This is a genomic window from Pseudomonas sp. MT92, from assembly GCF_058792515.1.
Genome location: NZ_JBXAFA010000002.1, coordinates 557598 through 577171 on the forward strand (window position 1 = coordinate 557598; position 19574 = coordinate 577171).

Genomic DNA, 19574 nt, shown 5'->3' on the forward strand with positions numbered 1-19574 from the left:
GACGACGGTGACTATTTTGCTCAGCACCACCCCCGCTCTTGCCCGCGTTATCGACGGCAAAGCCATCTCTGCCCAGGTTCTCGACGAAGTTCGAGAAGAGGTTCTGATCCTGGCCGGACAGCAGATTTACCCCGCCCTGGCCGTGCTGCTGATCGGTGAAGACCCGGCCAGCGAGGTCTACGTGCGCAACAAACTGCTGCGGGCCAAGGACGTAGGGATCCGCTCTCTTGAATACCGTCTGCCGGAAACCGCCAGCCAGGCGCAAGTACTGGAACTGATTGCGCAACTGAATGCCGATGCCACGGTGAACGGCATCCTGGTGCAGCTGCCATTGCCGGTCCATATCGACGAAGGAGCGGTGATTCATGCCATTGATCCGATCAAGGACGTGGACGGCTTCCATCGGGAAAACGTCGGCGGCCTGGTGCAAGGCATCGAAGTCCTGACCCCCTGCACCCCCAGCGGCTGCATGCGCCTGCTGCACGAAACCTGCGGTGACTTGAGCGGCATGCACGCGGTAGTCATCGGCCGCTCGAACATTGTCGGCAAACCCATGGCGACCTTGCTGTTGCAGGCCAACTGCTCGGTCAGCGTGGTCCACTCGCGCAGCGTCGATGCCCCGGCGCTGTGTCGACTGGCGGACATCGTCGTTGCAGCGGTGGGTCGGCCACAGCTGATCGATGCGAGCTGGCTCAAACCCGGAGCGGTGGTGATCGATGTCGGCATCAATCGCATCACCGACGAACGCGGCAATCATTTGGTGGGCGATGTCGACTACGCCAGCGCGCGCACTGTTGCCAGTGCGATCACGCCGGTTCCGGGAGGTGTGGGGCCGATGACCATTGCGTATCTGCTGAAGAACACCCTGATCGCCAGTCAATTGCAGCGTGCCGCCCAAGCGCGCTAGCAAAAGTCGATCAGCGATGCAGCGTTGAGCTGAGCACCACGAAAACGGCCCACTCAAAGGTGGGCCGTGTCGTTCAATCGCAACGATCAGTGGTTGTAGGCACTCTCGTTGTGTTCAGCCAGATCCAGCCCCATGTCTTCCACCGATTCATCGGCACGCAAGCCGATGACGGCGTTGATCACCTTGAGAATGATCCAGCTGATGGCGAAGCAGTACACCGTCGTCAGCAACACGCCCTTGATCTGCGCCACGACCTGAGCGCCCATGCTCACGCCTTCCACCAACCCGCCCAGGGACGGCACGCAGAACACGCCGGTCAATACCGCGCCAATCATGCCGCCGATGCCGTGCAAGCCAAACACGTCGAGGCTGTCGTCATAACCGAAGCGGCGTTTCAGCACAGTGACGCTCAGGTAGCAGAACACCCCGCACAGCAGACCGATGGCCAATGCGCCGCCTACGCCCACATACGCACACGCCGGGGTAATGCCGACCAAACCGGCCAAGGCACCGCTGGCCAGGCCCAAGGCACTCGGCTTGCCGACCTTGAACCACTCCGTGAACATCCAGCCGAGAATCCCCGCGCAGGCGCCCAGTTGGGTGTTGAGCATGACAATGCCCGAAGTGCCATTGAGACCGCCGCCGGAACCGATATTGAAGCCGAACCAGCCCACCCAGAGCATCGCCGCACCGGTCATGGTCAGGCTCAGGTTGTGGGCCGGCATCGGCGCATTCTGGTAGCCCTTGCGCTTGCCGAGAATCAGGCACGCGGCCAAAGCCGCAACGCCGGCATTGATATGCACCGCCGTGCCGCCGGCAAAATCGAGAACGCCCCAGTTATGCATCAAGGCGCCCGAACCACCCCAGACCATGTGGGCGACGGGCGCATAAACCAGGGTGAACCACAGCGCCATGAACCACAGCGCTGCCGAGAACTTCATGCGTTCGGCGAATGCACCGGCAATCAGCGCCGGGGTAATGATCGCGAAGGTCATCTGGAAGGTGACAAACACGCCTTCCGGGATGTCACCGACCAGGCTATTCGGGGTCATGCCGGCCAGAAAGGCCCGGCTCAAGCCACCGACAAAACTGTTGAACGTCACCTGCCCCTCGACCATGCCGGTACTGTCGACCACCATGCTGTAGCCATAGATCACCCACAGCACGCCGACCAGGCCGGCGATGCCGAAGCACTGGGTAAACAGCGAGAGCATGTTTTTCGCCCGCACCAGACCGCCATAAAACAATGCGAGACCTGGCAGACACATGAACAGCACCAGCACCGTGGCGGTCACCATCCAGGCGGTGCTGCCGGTGTTCAAGGTGGGTGCGTCGGCCGCCTGGGCGAGCGGCGCGAGTGCACCGGCCGCCAGTACGCCGAGAAGGGTTTTGCCGAGAAGACGATTGATCATGTTCAAAGCTCCTGCAAAAGAATGGAAAGTGTCTGGCAGCGAGCAATAAAGAATGAGACACGGGCCTTTTCGGCCTCTCGAATATAAGTGCCATGAACAGGACTTGTGGGAGCGAGCCTGCTCGCGATGGGGTTGGTTCAGCAGCCTTTTAGCTGACTGATACACCGCTATCGCGAGCAGGCTCGCTCCCACAGGTTTCGTCTCAGTACCCAGAGCCCGGAACCCAGTTGGTCCCCGCCAGCGGCACCCGCGCCATGGCCGCCGACTCCACCGTCAACGCCACCAGATCCTCGGGATCGAGGTTGTGCAGGTGCGACTTGCCGCAGGCCCGGGCCATGGTCTGTGCCTCCAGCACCATGACGCGCAGGTAGTTGGCCAGACGGCGACCACCTTCCACCGGGTCCAGACGCTTGGACAGTTCCGGGTCCTGCGTGGTAATACCGGCCGGGTCGCGGCCGTTCTGCCAGTCATCGTAGAAACCGGCGGCCGAGCCGATTTTCTTCAGTTCCTCGTCCAGGCGTGGATGGTTATCGCCCAAGGCAATCAGCGCCGCCGTCCCGATGGCCACCGCATCCGCACCGAGCGCCATCGCCTTGGCGACGTCGGCACCGTTGCGAATCCCTCCGGAAACGATCAGCTGAACCTTGCGATGCATGCCCATCTCTTGCAAAGCCTGTACCGCTTGTGGGATGGCCGACAAAATCGGGATCCCGACGTGTTCGATGAACACTTCCTGAGTGGCTGCAGTGCCGCCTTGCATGCCGTCGAGCACAATCACGTCAGCCCCGGCTTTTACCGCCAACTTGACGTCGTAGTACGGTCGGCTCGCGCCGATCTTCACGTAGATCGGTTTTTCCCAATCGGTGATTTCCCGGATCTCGGCGATCTTGATCGCCAGGTCATCCGGCCCGGTCCAGTCCGGGTGACGGCAGGCGCTGCGCTGGTCGACACCGATCGGCAAGGTGCGCATGCCGGCCACGCGTTCGGTGACTTTCATGCCCAGCAACATACCGCCGCCACCGGGTTTGGCGCCCTGCCCCAGGACGATTTCAATGGCGTCGGCCTTGCGCAGATCGTCCGGGTTCATGCCATAGCGCGATGGCAAATACTGATAGACCAAATGCTGCGACTGGCCGCGTTCTTCCGGGGTCATGCCGCCGTCACCGGTGGTGGTGCTGGTGCCCGCGATGGTCGCGCCACGGCCCAAGGCTTCCTTGGCATTGGCCGACAAAGCACCGAAGCTCATGCCGGCGATGGTCACCGGAATCTTCAGGTGAATCGGCTTCTTGGCGAACCGGTTGCCGAGGATCACATCGGTGCCACACTTCTCCCGATAGCCTTCGAGCGGGTAGCGCGAGACGCTGGCGCCGAGCAGCAGCAAGTCGTCGAAGTGCGGCAATTTGCGCTTGGTGCCGCCGCCGCGAATGTCGTAGATGCCGGTTTCCGCGGCGCGCTGGATTTCCTGGATGGTCAGGCGGTCGAAAGTGGCTGACTCGCGCAGCACCGGAGTGGTCTTGTCGCTCATATCTGTTCTCCTCGCGTGGATCAGTACGCGGACGCGTTATCGACTTTGAAGTTGTACAACTGACGGGCCGAGCCGTAGCGCTTGAACTCAGACGGTTTGTGCTCGAAACCGGCGCGGTTGAGCAAAACTTGCAGCTCCTCCAGATGTTCGGCGCGCATCTCTTTTTCGATGCAGTCCGAGCCCAGGGAAGCGACGGTGCCCCGCACATAGATGTGGGTTTCGTACAGCGAATCGCCCAGGGCATCGCCGGCATCGCCACACACCACCAGGCGTCCGGCCTGGCCCATGAAGCAGCTCATGTGGCCGATGCTGCCGCCGACCACAATGTCGATGCCTTTCATGGAAATGCCACATCGGGCACCGGCATCGCCTTCGATCACCAATAACCCGCCATGGGCGGTGGCGCCTGCGGCCTGGGACGCACTGCCCTTGATCCGCACCATGCCCGACATCATGTTTTCCGCGACGCCGACACCGGCATTGCCATGCACGGTGATGCACGCTTTCTGGTTCATGCCCGCGCAGTAGTAGCCGGCGTGCCCCTGGATATCGATGGACACAGCCTGGTTCACCCCAACCGCGAGGTTGTGCTTGCCGTTGGAATGAGTCACTACCCACTCGCGGTCTTCGACGTTGTTGGCCTGGTCATGCAGCGCCTGATTGAGGTCACGCACGGTGGCAGTGGAAAGATCGATGGTTTTCATGTGTGCGCTCCTTAAGCTGACTCGCGTTCCCAGATGTACAGGGTGGCCGGTGCCGGCTCCCAGATCCTGGCGTGTTCGATACCCGGCAGGCTCGACAGCGCCTGATATTCGGAGGCCATGGCGACGTAATCGTCGGTCTCGGCGAGAATCGCCGGTTTGCAGGCAATCGGGTCGCGGATCACCGCAAAGCCATTGCGGGTGCCAATGGCGAACGTGAAGAAGCCGTCCAGGTCCTCCAGCGAATGATCCAGCGCCTCTTTGAGCGAGTCGCCTTGTTGCAGGCGCCAGGTCAGGTAGCCGGCGGCCACTTCCGTGTCGTTGTCGGTTTCGAAATGGATGCCTTCGCGCTTGAGTTCCTGGCGCAGGCGAAAGTGATTGGACAGCGAACCGTTGTGCACCAGGCACAGGTCGGCGCCGGTGGAAAACGGGTGGCTGCCTTCCATGGTCACCGCGCTTTCGGTGGCCATGCGGGTGTGGCCGATGATGTGGCTGCCTTTCATGCTGGCCAGGCCGAAGCGTTGGGAAATTTCCTGGGGCAAGCCCATGCCCTTGAGGATTTCGATGCTCTGCCCGGCGCTCATGATGCGAACGCTCGGGGCCAGTTCGGCAAGGGCCAGACGGACTGGCGCTTCTTCCGAATGGATCTTCAATACGGCGGCGCTGGCGTTCTGAAACCAGTCCAGCGAACAGCCCAGACGGCCTTCGAGCGCTCCCATCAGGGTTTTCCAGTCGAAGGCTTCGGTGGTCGCCTGCAAGGTCAGCTTGACCCAGCCATCAGCCACTTCATCGCCATAAATGGCGAAGCCTGCGCTGTCCGGGCCACGATCGGTCATGGCCTGCAGCATCGGTTCGAAGAGCTGGCCGAGCCGGGATTCCAGCTGCGGGTTTTTCAGGTAAAGGCCTACGATTCCACACATAAAAACAGTCCTCACTTCGTTCGGGAGCGGCAAGCTGCAAGCTGCAAGCTGACCGCATGGACATGAAAATTTTCGAAACGCCGCCCACTCGTTTTTACTTGCGGCTTGACGCTTGCAGCTTGTAGCTGCCGCCCAACAGACTCAGAAAAACTCGGTGTAGCGTGCGATTTCCCAATCACTCACATGGCGGCTGTATTCCACCCACTCCATGCGCTTGAGCTTGATGAATTCGCCAACGATCTGCGGCCCCATCACTTCGGCAAACAGCGGGTCGGCTTCCAGCGCGTCGCAGGCTTCCTTGAGCGATTGCGGCAGGGTCTTGATGCCCTTTGCAGCGATCTGCTCAAGGCTCAGGCTGTAGAGGTTTTCATTGCAGACGTGGTCGATTTCCAGCTGGCGGTCGATACCGTCGAGGCCCGCGGCGATAATCGCCGCGCTGACCAGATAAGGATTGCAACCGGCGTCCGGCAGGCGAAATTCCAGGCGACCGTAGGGCACCCGCACCATCGCCGAACGGTTGTTGGCGCCGAAGGCTATAAAGGCTGGCGCCCAGGTCGCGCCGGACAACGAGTGGCCCACCACCAGACGCTTGTAGGAGTTGACCGTCGGTGCGGCGAAAGCGCAGAGCGCCGGGCCATGGGCAAGCAGGCCAGCGGCGAAGTGATAGGCCATTTTCGACAGCCCCATGCCGCTCGGATCGCTGGCATCAAAGAACAGGTTCTTGTTCTCGGCGCTTCTGATCGACAGGTGAAAGTGCATGCCGTTGCCGGCGCGTTTCGGGTCAGGCTTGGGCATGAACGAGCAGATCATGCCCAGGTCATTGGCGATCTCGCCGGCGGCCATGCGAAAGAACGTGAATCGATCGGCCGAGGTCATGGCGTCGCTGTAGGTGTAATTGATCTCGAACTGGCCATTGGCATCTTCGTGGTCGATTTGATAGACCTCGAAATCCACCGCCTGCAACGCCTCGGTCAGGCGTTCGAGAAATACCCGGGAGCGCGACAGGCCTTTGTAGTCGTAGCAAGGCTTGTCCAGGTTGTCGCTGGCATCGACCAGCTGCAGTTTGCCCTGCTCGTCACGGCGCATCAGGTTGAACTCGGGCTCCAGGCCGGTGTTGAGCGTCCAGCCCTTGTCTTCCAGGCGACGAACCTGCTGTTGCAGCACGTAACGGCTGTCATAAGGATGCGGCTTGCCGTCGACATGACCGATGCACACGATCCGGCCATAACCCGGTTGCCAGGGCACAGGCATCAGCGTGGACAAATCGCCACGGGCCATGAAGTCCGGGCCATGGGGTTCCATGCCCATGCCACTGATGGCGAAACCGGCAAAACCTGCGCCGTCCTCGGCCACGGCCTTGAGTCCACAGATCGGCACCGATTTGGTTTTGGCCGAACCATGGATATCGACAAACTGCGCAAGCACATACTTGATCCCGTGCTTGTCGATGATGCGCTGGGTTTCTGCTGGCAACATTGCTCGTCACTCCTGGCGAAAAGGGCAAATCATTGGGGATGGGCGTCACTTTCCTTTGATATTCCTGAAAAGAAAGTAAGTTTCCCAACAGGAATGCAAGGCCCTTGCCAGAATCGCGAATGAAAAGCCGAAGTGCCGTAACCAGCGCTTTTGTGCTGTATATATGGGAATATTCTTTTCCCGGAGGGAATATCGCCCACTGGGGTGGAAAGGAACGCCGTGATTTGCACTTTCTCAGTGCGAAACTAATATTACTGAACAGAAAGTGTGCAGGATCTAAAGACTATGCCGACCGAAACTGCCCCGCGCCTCAAGCTTGAGCAATACCTGGGTTTGCAAATCAAACGCCAGCGCCAGGCGCAGGATCTGAAATTGTCCGATGTGGCGAAAATTGCCGACATCAGCCAGGGCATGTTGAGCAAAATTGAAAACGCCCAGGTCTCCACCAGCCTCGATACCCTGAGCCGATTGTGCGATGTGCTCGGCCTGCCACTGTCGAAGCTGTTCAGTGAATACGACCAGCAAGACGGCAGCGCACAACTGGTCAAGGCCGATCAAGGGATGGAAGTGGTTCGCCGCGGAACCGAGAAGGGCCATACCTACCATCTGCTCAATCACACGCGCGGGCCGAAGAAGAGTTTCGAGGCCTACATGGTGAGCATGGATGACGCCAGCGAGGAGTTTCCGACCTTCTCCCATCCGGGCACCGAGTTTCTCCACCTGCTCGAAGGCGAACTGATCTATCGCCATGGCAATCAGCTGTACCGCATGGAAGCCGGTGACAGCCTGACTTTCGAAGGGGAAATCCCCCATGGCCCGGAACAACTGGTGAAAGTACCGATCCGCCTGCTGTCGATCATGAATTACGGCAACGACAAAGAATAATCCCCGCCCCACTCCCCTTCGATTCCAACCCTGAGGCCGACCTGTGTCGGCCTCAGGCGTTTTCCTGCCAGTTAAAAAACTTTCACAAAAATTCTGGACGCGGCGCGGGCATTCCCCTATAAAGCCAACTTCAGGAATATTTTATTCCCCATAAGAAAACACACTCATGGACGAGATTGCTGTTTGCCCTGTTTTTTTCGCTATGCGATGAGCTGCCGCCATCTTCCCGAGGACGTGTCATGCAACACGAAAAAAACCATTTCATCATCAAGATCACCTGTCCCGCAGTATCCGGTATCGTCGCGGCCGTCACCACCTACCTGGCAGACAATGGTTGCTACATCGGGGAGATGGCGCAATTCGACGACGACTTCAGCGGCCGTTTTTTCATGCGCGCCGTGTTCCGTTTCAACGACGGCCACTTGGGTGATATCCAGCAGATCAAGGAAGGCTTCAGCGACGTCGCCAAGGCATTCGACATGACCTGGGAACTGCACGACACCCGCGAACCGATGCGTGTACTGCTGATGGTCAGCAAGTTCGACCATTGCCTGACCGACCTGCTCTACCGCTACCACAAGGGCGAGATGGACATGACCATCACCGCCATCGTCTCCAACCACCTGGACCTGCGGCCCATGGCCGAGCGCGAGGGCATCCGCTTCATCTACCTGCCCGTGACCAAAGACACCAAGGCCCGGCAGGAGGCCGAGCTGATGAAAGTTGTCGACGACACCGGCACCGAACTGGTGGTGTTGGCGCGCTACATGCAAATCCTTTCCGATGACTTGTGCAAGCAACTCTCGGGCCGGGCGATCAACATCCATCACTCGTTCCTGCCGGGGTTCAAAGGTGCCAAGCCTTATCACCAGGCCTACCAGCGCGGGGTGAAACTGATCGGCGCTACGGCGCACTACGTCACCAGCGACCTCGACGAAGGGCCAATCATTGAACAGGAAGTGCAGCGCGTCGATCACGTCTATCTGCCGGACGACCTGGTCGCCACCGGCCGTGACACCGAAACCGTGGCCCTGTCCAAGGCGGTCAAGTACCACCTGGAACACCGGGTTTTCCTCAACCAGGACAGAACGGTGATCTTTCGATGAACACGCCCAGATTGATTGACGGCAAAGCCGCCGCCGCCCGCGTTCTGCTTCAGGTCCGCCAGGACGTGGACGGCCTGCGCGAGCGGGACATTCAACCGGCCCTGGCGGTGATTCTGGTGGGCAGCGACCCGGCCAGCCAGGTTTACGTGCGCAACAAAATCCTGCGTGCCGAAGAGGTGGGCATTCGCTCCGTGGAGCATCGACTGTCCAGCGACACCAGCACCGAACAACTGCTGAACCTGATTGCCACGCTCAATGCCGACCGTTCGATCAACGGCATTTTGCTGCAATTGCCGTTGCCGGCTCACATCGACGAATTGCGCGCCCTGGAAGCCATCGCCCCGGCCAAGGACGTCGATGGTTTTCACAGTGAAAACGTCGGTGGCCTCAGCCAGGGCCGCACGGTGCTCGCCCCCTGCACACCCAGCGGCTGCCTGTACCTGCTGGAGCAAACCTGCGGCGATCTGCGCGGCAAACACGCCGTGGTGATCGGCCGCTCGAATATTGTCGGCAAACCCATGGCCGCCCTGCTGCTCAAGGCCGATTGCTCAGTGACCGTGCTGCATTCGCGCAGCCCGGACCCACAGGCCTTGTGCCGTCAGGCCGACATCGTCATCGCCGCCGTAGGGCGGCCGAAACTGATCGATGCCAGCTGGCTGAAACCCGGCGCCGTGGTCATTGATGTCGGCATCAACCGCATCGACGACCAGGGCCGCAGCCGGCTGGTGGGCGACGTCGATTTCGACAGCGCCCTGCCCCACGTCGCGGCGATCACCCCGGTTCCCGGTGGCGTCGGCCCGATGACTATTGCCTTTTTGATGAAAAACACCGTAACCGCAGCCCGGATGCAACATCAGGCGCAACGCAGCCAATCGGAGGCCCTATGCCGTTCAATCTATTGAAGTACGGGCTGAGTTCGGAGTACCCGGTGGAAGTCGACCTACCGCCGCCCCGGGAACTCAGACCGAGCTATGACGTGGTGATCATCGGTGCCGGCGGCCACGGCCTGGCCACCGCCTATTACCTGGCCAAGTACCACGGCATTACCAATATCGCGGTCTTGGAGAAGTCCTATCTGGGCGGTGGCAATACCGCACGTAACACGGCGGTGATCCGCTCCAACTACCTGACCAGCGAAGGCGTGCGTTTCTATGCCGAATCGGTGCGGATGTTCCAGTCCCTGTCCAACGAATTCGATTTCAACATCATGTACTCCGAGCGTGGCCAACTGACCCTGGCCCACACCGATGCCACCGTGCGTTCGTTCCGTCAGCGGGCCGAGGTCAACAAGCACTTCGGTGGCCGCACCGAAATGATCGACCGCCAGCAGATTCGCGAACTGGTGCCCAGCCTCAACCTCGACCCCGGTCACCTGCCGGTTATCGCGGGCCTCTGGCATATCGACGGCGCCACCGCGCGCCACGACGCTGTCGCCTGGGGTTACGCCAAGCAGGCGGCCAAACGCGGCGTGGAGATCCATCAACTCACCGAAGTTCAGGACCTGATCATCGAGAACGGTGCGATCACGGCGGTCAAGACCAATCGAGGCACCATCAAGTGCGGCTGCGCCGTGCAGGCCATCGCCGGGCACAGTTCGCTGCTGATGGCCAAGGCCGGGATTCGTTCGCCGATCCAGACCTTTCCGCTGCAAGCGATGGTCACTCAGCCATTCAAACCGTTCCTTGATCCGCTGGTGAGCTCTTCGGCGCTGCATTGCTACGTGCAGCAGACCAGCCGTGGCGAGGTGGTGTTCGGCGGCGGCTCCGATCCTTATCCGCTGTTCAACACCCGCTCCACGCTCGATCTGAAGGAAAGCCTGCTGGCACACGCCATCGAAATGTTCCCGTTTCTGGCCAACGCCAAGCTGATGCGCCAATGGGCCGGGATCACCGACATGACTCCCGATTACAGCCCGATCATGGGGCTTTCACCGGTAAAAAATTACTACCTCGACGCCGGTTGGGGCACCTGGGGTTTCAAGGCTACACCGATCTGCGGCAAGACCATGGCAGAACTGGTGGCCAGCGGCGGCAAGGTGCCGGATCTGATCAAGCCTTTCGGCCTCGAGCGCTTTTCGACCTTCCAGCAAGTCAACGAAATGGGCGCTACGGCGGCCAGCCACTGACGGAGAGCGGACCATGAAAATCATCAATTGCCCGCTCAACGGGCCACGCAACATCAGCGAATTCACTTATGGCGGCGAGTTCAAGCCCATGCCCGATCCCGTCCGCTGCACCGATGCCGAATGGGCGGACTACGTGTTCAACACCGACAACCTCGCCGGAGTGGTACGCGAATGGTGGATGCATACGCCGTCGAGCTACTGGTTTCTGGCGGAGCGTCACACCGTCAGCGATGAAATCCTTCGTACCTTCGACCCCAAAGAACTTTTCACCGCCCGCGTCGACTTCAGCGCCGCCAAGGAGATCGCAGGATGAACCGCCTACCCGCCCCGATGGGCCTGCTGATCGACCGTGATCAGCCGCTGGATTTCAGTTTCGACGGTCATCGCTATCAAGGCCTGCAAGGTGACAGCATCGCCAGCGCCCTGTTGGCCAATGGTCGATTCCTGATCTCGCGCTCGTTCAAATACCACCGTCCGCGCGGCCCGCTGACCATGGCCGGACAAGACGCCAACAGCCTGGTGCAATTGCCCCAGGAGCCTAATGTGCTGGCCGATGCATACGCGCTGTCGGCCGGCTTGCAGGTCACGGCGCAGAACGTCAACGGCTCGCTGGACAACGACCGTGACGCCTACCTGGGCAAGTTTTCCAAATTCATGCCGGTGGGCTTTTACTACCGCTCCTTCTACAAACCCAAGGGCATGTGGAAAGTCTGGGAGCCGATCATTCGCAAAAAGGCCGGCCTCGGTGTACTCGACCTGAAGTTCCAGCCCGAGTACTACGACAAGGCTTACCTGTTCACCGACATCGCCGTGATCGGTGCCGGGCCAGCCGGGCTGCAGGCGGCGCTGACAGCGGCCAATGCCGGGGCGAAGGTGTTGCTCATCGAACAACAACCGATTCTCGGAGGGTCGTTGACCTATGCCCGTTTCGATATCGAAGGCAAAAGAGCCACAGACCTGCGTCGCGAGCTACTGTCTGCGGTGGAGCAACACGCCAATATCCGGATCCTGACCGACGCGACCTGCAATGCCTGGTTCACCGACAACTACCTGCCGGTCATCCAGGGCAAGCGCATGTACAAGGTGCGTGCCCGCCAATGCCTGGTGTGCAGCGGCGCGTTCGACCAGCCGGTGGTGTTTCGCAACAACGATTTGCCGGGCGTGATGCTGACCAGCGCTGCGCAACGCTTGATGAAGTTGTATGCGGTCAAGCCGGGCAAACGCGCGGTGGTGCTGACGGGTAATGATGACGGTTACCTCGCCGCTTTGGATCTATACGATCAGGGCGTGGAAGTCGCTGCCGTGGTGGACTTGCGTCATGGTCCCGGCGATGAGTCCATGCTGCAGGCACTGGCTCAGCGCAAGATCCCTTGCCAGCGCAACAGCACCGTGTATGAAGCGCTGCACGAGAAAGGCATGCGTCATATCAACGGCGTCGTGGTGCGCAAGATCACCGCCCAGGGTCAGGTCGCAGAAAGCGGACAACGCCTGGATTGCGACTTGCTGTGTATGTCCGCCGGTTACATGCCGGTCTATCAATTGCTCTGTCAGGCGGGCGGCAAACTCGCCTACGACGATCAGCGCGCCGAATTCACCCTCAGTGGCCTGCCGCAAAACCTCGCGGTTGCAGGCTCGGTCAATGGTCGCCACCGCCTGGACAACGTGATCGCCGATGGCGTGAATGCCGGCGCTGATGCCGCGCTCGCGCTAGGGCTGGCAGTCAGCGCACAACGTGCCCCCTTGGGCAGCGAGGTTCGGGTCAACTTCAACTGGCCGATCTTCCCTCACCCCAAGGGCAAGGACTTCGTCGACTTCGACGAGGACCTGCAAGTGGCGGACATCGTCAATGCCACGCGGATTGGCTATCGCGATGTGCAACTGGTCAAGCGTTACTCCACCGTGGGCATGGGCCCCTCCCAGGGACGTCACTCGGCGCTGCCAACCGCGCGGTTGGTCGCCTGGGCAACCCAGCGCAACATCAGCGAAACCGGAGTCACCACGGCACGCCCACCGTTTGTGGCGGAAAAGCTGGCGCACGTGGCCGGTCGAGCGTTCGATCCGTACCGGCAAACACCGATGCACGCCCGGCATGTACAAGCCGGGGCGAAGATGATGCCCGCCGGGATCTGGCAGCGGCCGGCCTACTATGGCACTGCCAGGGATCGCGACGCCTGTATGCAGGCCGAAGCACTGCATGTGCGCAACAAGGTCGGGATTATCGATGTGTCGACGCTGGGCGGTCTCGACGTGCGAGGCCCGGACGCCGCCGAACTGCTCAACCGCATGTACACCTTTGCCTTCCTCAAGCAGCCGGTCGGCCGCTCGCGCTATGCGCTGATGACCAATGAGCATGGGGTCGTGATCGATGACGGTGTGTGCGCTCGTTTCGCCGAGAACCATTTCTACGTCACCGCCACCACCAGCGGCGTCGACCGCATTTATCAGCAAATGCTCAAGTGGAACGCACAATGGCGCCTGGACGTGGACGTCGCCAACGTCACCGCGGCCATTTGCGCGGTCAATGTTGCCGGTCCGGATTCACGCCGGGTGCTGGAGAAAGTCTGTACCGATCTGGATCTGAGCGCCGAAGCGTTCCCTTATCTGGGCGTCCGCCAGGGTACGGTTGCCGGCATCAAGGCCAGGTTATTGCGAGTCGGGTTCGTCGGCGAACTGGGTTATGAAATCCATGTACCCGCGCGTCACGGGCTGAAACTCTGGGACGCGCTGATCGAGGCTGGAAAAGCACACGACATCCGTCCCTTCGGCGTCGAAACCCAACGTCTGCTGCGCCTGGAAAAAGGCCATGTGATCATCAGCCAGGACACCGATGGCATGACCCATCCGGCAGAAATCGACATGGGCTGGGCGGTCAGTCGCAACAAGCCATTTTTCGTCGGCCGGCGCTCGGTGGATATCCTCGAAGCCCAACCACTGAAACGCAAACTGGTGGGTTTCAGCCTGCCCAAAGACAGCCTGCAACCGCTGGAAGGCCATCTGGTGCTTAACGGCCCGGAGATCAGCGGCAACGTCACCTCCTGCGAATATTCCGCAAGCCTGGGCAAGATCATCGGCCTGGCTTACGCCGGCATCGACCAAAGCACGCCGGGGCAGCGCATTCCAATCCGCGTCGAGGGTGGCATCGTGGTCCAGGCCGAGGTGGTGCAGTTACCCTTCTTCGATCCCGACAACCAACGCCAGGAGCTTTGAGTCATGACCAGTCTGAGAGAACAACACAGCATCACCCGGCAAGCCCTGACGCCGTTGCCGGGGTGCCGCCTGGCCGACTCGACCGACCTGCCCCGGGTCGGTTTCCGCGGCGCCCACAGTGCCGAGTACCTGCGCAGCCGCCGCTTCGTCCTGCCCGATGCGCCCAACCGCGCGGTGATTCAAGCCGATGGCAGTCAGGTAGCGCGCCTGTCCCAGACCGAGTACCTACTGCTGGGCAGTCCCGAGGATCAGGGCCAACGCATCGCCGACGAAGAAGCCCGGTGGGAACTGGACCACCAGGCCAACTATCTGCTGCCGCGTCAGGACAGCCACGCCTGCTTTCAACTGACGGGCGAACACCTGAGCGAGGTGATGGCCAAACTCTGCGGCGTCGACTTGAGCCCGCAGGCGTTCGGCCCGGGTACAGTGGCGCAAACCTCTGCGGCACGGATCAACGTGATCGTGATCAACTCAAGTACGGCGCAGCTGGCAAGCTTGCACATCCTCTGCGATCGGGCGTCAAAGGTGTATTTCCGAGAGGCGTTGCTGGATGCAATGCGGGAGTTTTCCGGGCTGGCAATGGATGGGACGACCGTCTGACGCTTGGCAGAAACGGAGTGAACCGCAGAACACTCAGACGCTGCAAAAGTGGGCGTCAGCTCGCACGAAAGCGGTGAGGATTCCACCCGGAGCCGGTGGTTTTACAGGGGTAAAAACGACCAATAAAAAAGGGTCGCGAGATAAAATCTCGCAACCCTTTGAATTATAGGGTCGGGACGGCGTGATTCGAACACTCGCCCCTGGGACTCCATGCCTGCAGGGGCGCTAAAAAGCTATTCTCTAACCACCTTCTCACCCCATATTCACCACCCCATACCCTTTGCCCCGCTTGCGACCTTTCAGGGCAGTTATTGGGAGTCGCGGCATGGAGCGACCCTGAAACCCTTCTAATCGGCACTTAAATCGAAGTGAGAAACCTCGCTTGTGGCCATTTGCTTCTATCGCTAGTATCGCCTAAGTCACCAGGTCGACAGGCAGTTGGCAATTATGCTTTCTGCAAATCAGGGAAAGCATTTTATGGTCATGGCGCAACCTACCTATTCAGGCTCATACGGCTATATTGGTGAGCAGTTTTTTACGATGCAGTTTGACGTTGCCCTGGATGCCGCCAATCCACCACCGACCAACGCCTTTGACGTTCAGATCAACGGAACTGGCACTTCAGTTACAGGAGTGACTGTCGATGGTACCGGCAAGACCGTGACGCTCACTCTTTCAGCGCCCCCGCTGACTGCCGGGGACATCATCGAATTTTTGTATGTCGACCCCACTGGGGGTAATGATGTCAGTGCGATCCAGGGGCTGGATGGAACCGATTCGAGTACCTTCAGTGCCTCCACTATCGTGGTCGGTGGCAGACCCGGGCCATCAGCCCCGCCGATGCCCGCGCTATCCAGCGGCAGCGACAGCGGCACCTTGGGCGACGGCGTCACTTCAGATACTACCCCTACACTCACCGGCACTTCCGGAGCCAACGCAACTGTCAAACTGTACGATACCGATGGAACCACGCTACTGGGGACCACGAGTGCGGATGGTTCTGGCAACTGGTCCATCACCAGCAGCACGTTGATAGATGGCAATCACACGCTGAAGGTAACGCAGACAGACTCCGGCAATAATACTTCGCCGCTCAGTACAGGCTTATCTGTAACTATCGACACCCTAGCGGCTGCACCCACCACTTTGGCATTGAGCAACGGAAGCGATAGCGGCACCTTGGGCGACGGCATCACCAACGACAGTACACCGACCGTCACCGGCCACGCCGAAGCCAACGCCGCCGTCAGGCTGTACGACACCGACGGCAGCACCCTGCTTGGCTCGACGACGGCCGATGGCTCTGGTAACTGGAGCATCGCCAGCAGCGCACTGACCAACGGCTCACATACCTTTACCGCCAAACAGACCGACGTGGCTGGCAACGTTTCCAGCGCCTCCAGCGGCTACGCCTATACACTCGACACTATCGGGCCAATCGCCATGGCCCTGAGTAACACCCAGGTTGCCATGAGCAACGCTGGCAATGGCGCCACTGTGGCAACGCTGTCCGCCACCGATGCCACTGCCGTCAGCTACGGCTTTGCCATCGGCAACGGTACAATCGATGCGGACAACGGCAAGTTCAGCTTATCCGGCAACCAACTGGTGGCCGCGCAGAATCTCGCCGCCGGAAACTACCACCTCTATCTGAAAGCCACCGACGCCGCCGGTAACGATGCGTTCCAGTTTTTCAGCGTCAATGTGGTGGACGCGCCAACCGTCGCCGCTATCGAGCGGGCCATGGGCGCCAGCAGCACGGTGCCAGCCACTAGCCCCTCAGTGGATTACACGGTGAAATTCAGCCAGTCCGTGACTGGCGTGGACGCCTCGGATTTCACCTTGGCTACAACCGGAAACGCCAGCGCGACCATCGCCTCAGTCACCGGTAGTGGTGACACGTACACCCTGACAGTCAGCGGAATCAGCGGCGATGGTACCCTGCGCCTGGATCTCAACGGCAGTGGCACCGGGATTCAGAACGGTTCATCTGTCGGCATCACCAGCGGCTATACAGCCGGTCAAACGTACACGCTAGACCATACCGCCCCCGCATCACCCTCGGCGCCGGTCATGACAGCCGGCACCGATACCGGCAAGTCAAACAACGATGCGATCACCAGCAACCAGACACCCGTGTTTGTCGGCTCGGCTGAAGCCAATGCCACGATCAAGCTGTATGACACCGATGGTGCCACTTTGCTAGGCACCACCGTCGCCGACGGCGCTGGCAATTGGAGTATCTCGAGCGCGACGTTGGCGACCGGCAGCCACACACTGACGGCCAAACAGACCGACGCCGCGGGTAATGTCTCTGCAGCCAGCAGTGGCGTGTCAGTGTCAATTGACAACAGCGTGACGGCCCCGCCTGCGCCCATATTGGCCAGTAGCAGCGACAGCGGTGTCCCTGGCGACAACCTGACCAATGTCTTAATGCCGACCATCACCGGCACCGCCGAAGCCAACGCCAGCATCACGCTTTACGACACCGATGGGACCACCGTGCTGGGCACCTCTGTTGCCAACGGAAACGGCGACTGGAGTATCGTTTCGACGACCTTGAGCAATGGTAGCCATACGCTGACCGCCAGGCAGACCGACACGGCAGGCAACGTCTCGTCCGTCAGCGCCGGCCTTGCGCTGACGGTCAACAATCTGTCGCCGTCGGCGCCCTCCCTGCCGACACTTAGCGCTGCCAGCGACAGCGGTATTCAGGGTGACGGCATTACCAGTGTTGCCAAGCCCGTGATTACCGGGACCGCAGCCGCCAACGCAACCGTCAAACTCTACGACACCGACGGCAGCACAGTACTGGGCACCGCGGTTGCTGACGGTACCGGCATTTGGAACATCACCAGCAGCACATTGTCGCTGGGTAGCCATACGCTGACCGCCAAGCAAATCGACCCGGCAGGAAACGTGTCAGCAGCTAGCGCCTCACTGGCACTGACCGTAGAGGCGGTACCGACACCACCCTCGTCACCAGCCACAATGACCCCTATCGACGGCGTTGCCGTCACCCAGCAGCAGGTCAGCCTGCCGGGCGGCGGCAGTGGCACTCAGATCATTGTTCCGATTGTCAGCACCGACCGCACCGACTCCAGCGGCAGCGCTGCTGTGGCCGACATTCCACTGGCCACCAGCGGCGCGAACAACCTCCTGCTGGCACAGCTGGCACCGGGCTTTGGCCTGACTGCTGTTGGCGGTGTCAGTCGGCCGGCGGGTAGTTCGATTGAACATCTGATCCAGGATATCCTGGCGGCAACGCCGAATCATGCCGCCAGCGACCAAGGACACCTGACCGGTAACGGCGTCTCCTTCCTCAACAAACTGGCGGCCAGCGTACCGCTGCTGGTCGAGACGATTACACCGACCACTGGCGAGACCGCACCGACCGGCCCGCTTACCTTGACCGGTACCAGCAGCGACAGCCAACACACCGCGCTGGTCATCGACGCTACACACGTGGCCAGCGGCAGCACGCTGGTGTTAAACGCCGTCGACTTCGCAGCAATCATCGGCACCGCCAGCATCATCGGCAACACCAGCGGCCAGATACTTACCGGCGACGCAGCAAGTCAGCAGTTCAGCATATCGTCCGGTAGCGGCAGTTCGGTGTTCGCCGGTGGTGGAAGCGACACGTTGAACATCAACTTCGCAGGCAGCAGCACGGAACCATCCAACAGCACCACACTTGTGCACGGCGGCCAAGGCAACGATGCCGTGGTGTTCAACGGCGCCAGTTCGGACTACCTGGTGGAAAATCACGAGGGCTATGTCCTGGTCACTTCCAAAGTGCAGCCAGGACAACACACGCTGCTGGTGAATGCCGAAAACCTGACTTTCTCCGACACGACCATTAGCTTTCAAACCAGCGAGCCTCAAACCCAGTTGGCAGGCCTTTATCAATCGGTTCTGGGCCGCCAGGCTGACTATCAGGGCTTCGATTACTGGGCGGTCCAGGCCAAGAATGGCATGAGCATGGGCAGCATCGCCCTGTCGCTGATCACTTCGAACGAAGCTCACGATAAGCAGGCTGTCACCCTGAACGGTAACGCCCCGCATGACCTGGAGTTGGTGTATCAGGGCATCTATGGCCGTCAAAGCGATAGTGCAGGCCTGGCTTACTGGGTTGACGCCATGCAAAAAGGCATGACCCTGGAACAGGTCGCAAGCAACTTCGTGCAAGCGGCGGAGATGAACCAGCACAACGTTCTGGCGGCGAACTGGGACTTCATCATTTAACGTCTCGTCCAAAAACGGATGCACTGTCATAGCGTGCCATTTGCATCAGGTGGCAGTGACATCCGCTCAACGTGAAACGCTAAGCTGTCGACTCAACCGGTCGATGCAATAGATTGGACGACCCAAGGTCTGCCGCGCCCAGTTTGCAGGTGAAGCTCATCAGGGCGTCCCAATGGCCTTGGGTGATGCGCGCATTCTTTTCTCCAGGCAGGAAAAAGCCCGCACTTGGCCGGCTTTCTTCAAAGATTGAAGCTATCCAAAAATACTGAAATCAATGGACTGATCGTGACTCTTATTAGTTAGCCTGCTATCTTGTTTTCACATTCCGCCATGTTGAGATGCTTGAAGGAATGAGAAGCCCTGGCGACCACGAATCGCCGGGGCTTCGTTTTTTCCATCTCCAGACGAATAAAACCCCGAACGGGTCGGGGTCTTGGTATTCGGTGGCGCGCTGGTGCCTGGCCG

At 60.2% G+C, this 19574-nt stretch carries 14 protein-coding genes; 9 read left to right on the forward strand and 5 right to left on the reverse strand.

All coding sequences use genetic code 11. The features are described 5' to 3' along the window. The first annotated feature begins 16 nt into the window (after positions 1 to 16). On the forward strand, positions 17 to 907 hold the full coding sequence (locus tag AC1Q6D_RS05690) for a bifunctional 5,10-methylenetetrahydrofolate dehydrogenase/5,10-methenyltetrahydrofolate cyclohydrolase (RefSeq protein WP_178083145.1): 891 nt from the start codon (positions 17 to 19) through the stop codon (positions 905 to 907). A gap of 86 nt (positions 908 to 993) precedes the next feature. On the opposite strand, the gene AC1Q6D_RS05695 is transcribed toward AC1Q6D_RS05690, so the two are convergent. The 5 genes from AC1Q6D_RS05695 to glnT all read right to left on the reverse strand — a co-directional run bounded on the left by AC1Q6D_RS05695 (position 994) and on the right by glnT (position 6941). Further along, positions 994 to 2319 carry an ammonium transporter gene (locus AC1Q6D_RS05695; RefSeq protein ID WP_103405581.1) on the reverse strand — a complete coding sequence of 442 codons (1326 nt, stop codon included), beginning with the start codon at positions 2317 to 2319 and terminating at the stop codon, positions 994 to 996. Positions 2320 to 2521: 202 nt separating this feature from the next. Continuing rightward, positions 2522 to 3844, reverse strand: coding sequence for an FMN-binding glutamate synthase family protein (locus tag AC1Q6D_RS05700; protein WP_047530843.1), 1323 nt, complete (start codon positions 3842 to 3844; stop codon positions 2522 to 2524). Positions 3845 to 3864: 20 nt separating this feature from the next. Continuing rightward, the gene (locus tag AC1Q6D_RS05705) at positions 3865 to 4548 is read right to left on the reverse strand and encodes a GltB/FmdC/FwdC-like GXGXG domain-containing protein (protein WP_103405582.1); all 684 of its coding nucleotides are present in this window, start codon (positions 4546 to 4548) and stop codon (positions 3865 to 3867) included. An 11-nt stretch (positions 4549 to 4559) separates the two neighbouring features. Then, on the reverse strand, positions 4560 to 5465 hold the full coding sequence (locus tag AC1Q6D_RS05710; protein WP_103405583.1) for a class II glutamine amidotransferase: 906 nt from the start codon (positions 5463 to 5465) through the stop codon (positions 4560 to 4562). Positions 5466 to 5606: 141 nt separating this feature from the next. Next, complete coding sequence (gene glnT, locus AC1Q6D_RS05715) at positions 5607 to 6941, reverse strand: type III glutamate--ammonia ligase (protein WP_103405584.1); 1335 nt, start codon at positions 6939 to 6941, stop codon at positions 5607 to 5609. 285 nt (positions 6942 to 7226) lie between these two features. Here glnT and AC1Q6D_RS05720 point away from each other — a divergent pair, with 285 nt between their 5' ends. The 8 genes from AC1Q6D_RS05720 (at position 7227) to AC1Q6D_RS05755 (ending at position 19109) form a co-directional block, all read left to right on the forward strand. Beyond that, positions 7227 to 7826, forward strand: coding sequence for a helix-turn-helix domain-containing protein (locus AC1Q6D_RS05720; RefSeq protein WP_103405585.1), 600 nt, complete (start codon positions 7227 to 7229; stop codon positions 7824 to 7826). Positions 7827 to 8065: 239 nt separating this feature from the next. Beyond that, on the forward strand, positions 8066 to 8932 hold the full coding sequence (gene purU / locus AC1Q6D_RS05725; protein WP_047530853.1) for a formyltetrahydrofolate deformylase: 867 nt from the start codon (positions 8066 to 8068) through the stop codon (positions 8930 to 8932). Continuing rightward, the gene (gene folD / locus AC1Q6D_RS05730; RefSeq protein ID WP_103405586.1) at positions 8929 to 9834 is read left to right on the forward strand and encodes a bifunctional methylenetetrahydrofolate dehydrogenase/methenyltetrahydrofolate cyclohydrolase FolD; all 906 of its coding nucleotides are present in this window, start codon (positions 8929 to 8931) and stop codon (positions 9832 to 9834) included. The genes purU and folD overlap by 4 nt, the downstream gene beginning before the upstream one ends. Beyond that, positions 9816 to 11057 (forward strand): FAD-dependent oxidoreductase, encoded by a 1242-nt coding sequence (locus AC1Q6D_RS05735; RefSeq protein ID WP_103405587.1) that lies wholly within the window; start codon positions 9816 to 9818, stop codon positions 11055 to 11057. Before folD ends, AC1Q6D_RS05735 begins: the two co-directional genes overlap by 19 nt. Positions 11058 to 11070: 13 nt before the next feature. Next, positions 11071 to 11370 (forward strand): sarcosine oxidase subunit delta, encoded by a 300-nt coding sequence (locus tag AC1Q6D_RS05740; protein ID WP_047530859.1) that lies wholly within the window; start codon positions 11071 to 11073, stop codon positions 11368 to 11370. Continuing rightward, positions 11367 to 14264, forward strand: a complete 2898-nt coding sequence (locus AC1Q6D_RS05745; RefSeq protein WP_103405588.1) for a 2Fe-2S iron-sulfur cluster-binding protein — start codon at positions 11367 to 11369, stop codon at positions 14262 to 14264. Before AC1Q6D_RS05740 ends, AC1Q6D_RS05745 begins: the two co-directional genes overlap by 4 nt. A 3-nt stretch (positions 14265 to 14267) precedes the next feature. Further along, positions 14268 to 14864 (forward strand): sarcosine oxidase subunit gamma, encoded by a 597-nt coding sequence (locus tag AC1Q6D_RS05750; protein ID WP_103405589.1) that lies wholly within the window; start codon positions 14268 to 14270, stop codon positions 14862 to 14864. A 477-nt stretch (positions 14865 to 15341) separates the two neighbouring features. Then, the gene (locus tag AC1Q6D_RS05755; RefSeq protein WP_158249405.1) at positions 15342 to 19109 is read left to right on the forward strand and encodes an Ig-like domain-containing protein; all 3768 of its coding nucleotides are present in this window, start codon (positions 15342 to 15344) and stop codon (positions 19107 to 19109) included. The last annotated feature ends 465 nt before the right edge of the window (positions 19110 to 19574 follow it).

What these genes read in the sequence shown, in the direction of transcription:
- AC1Q6D_RS05695 (WP_103405581.1), bottom strand. Translation starts at nt 2,319, where the DNA reads ATGATCAATCGTCTTCTCGGCAAAACCCTTCTCGGCGTACTGGCGGCC.
- AC1Q6D_RS05700 (WP_047530843.1), bottom strand. Translation starts at nt 3,844, where the DNA reads ATGAGCGACAAGACCACTCCGGTGCTGCGCGAGTCAGCCACTTTCGAC.
- AC1Q6D_RS05705 (WP_103405582.1), bottom strand. Translation starts at nt 4,548, where the DNA reads ATGAAAACCATCGATCTTTCCACTGCCACCGTGCGTGACCTCAATCAG.
- AC1Q6D_RS05710 (WP_103405583.1), bottom strand. Translation starts at nt 5,465, where the DNA reads ATGTGTGGAATCGTAGGCCTTTACCTGAAAAACCCGCAGCTGGAATCC.
- glnT (WP_103405584.1), bottom strand. Translation starts at nt 6,941, where the DNA reads ATGTTGCCAGCAGAAACCCAGCGCATCATCGACAAGCACGGGATCAAG.
- AC1Q6D_RS05720 (WP_103405585.1), top strand. Translation starts at nt 7,227, where the DNA reads ATGCCGACCGAAACTGCCCCGCGCCTCAAGCTTGAGCAATACCTGGGT.
- purU (WP_047530853.1), top strand. Translation starts at nt 8,066, where the DNA reads ATGCAACACGAAAAAAACCATTTCATCATCAAGATCACCTGTCCCGCA.
- folD (WP_103405586.1), top strand. Translation starts at nt 8,929, where the DNA reads ATGAACACGCCCAGATTGATTGACGGCAAAGCCGCCGCCGCCCGCGTT.
- AC1Q6D_RS05735 (WP_103405587.1), top strand. Translation starts at nt 9,816, where the DNA reads ATGCCGTTCAATCTATTGAAGTACGGGCTGAGTTCGGAGTACCCGGTG.
- AC1Q6D_RS05740 (WP_047530859.1), top strand. Translation starts at nt 11,071, where the DNA reads ATGAAAATCATCAATTGCCCGCTCAACGGGCCACGCAACATCAGCGAA.
- AC1Q6D_RS05745 (WP_103405588.1), top strand. Translation starts at nt 11,367, where the DNA reads ATGAACCGCCTACCCGCCCCGATGGGCCTGCTGATCGACCGTGATCAG.
- AC1Q6D_RS05750 (WP_103405589.1), top strand. Translation starts at nt 14,268, where the DNA reads ATGACCAGTCTGAGAGAACAACACAGCATCACCCGGCAAGCCCTGACG.
- AC1Q6D_RS05755 (WP_158249405.1), top strand. Translation starts at nt 15,342, where the DNA reads ATGGTCATGGCGCAACCTACCTATTCAGGCTCATACGGCTATATTGGT.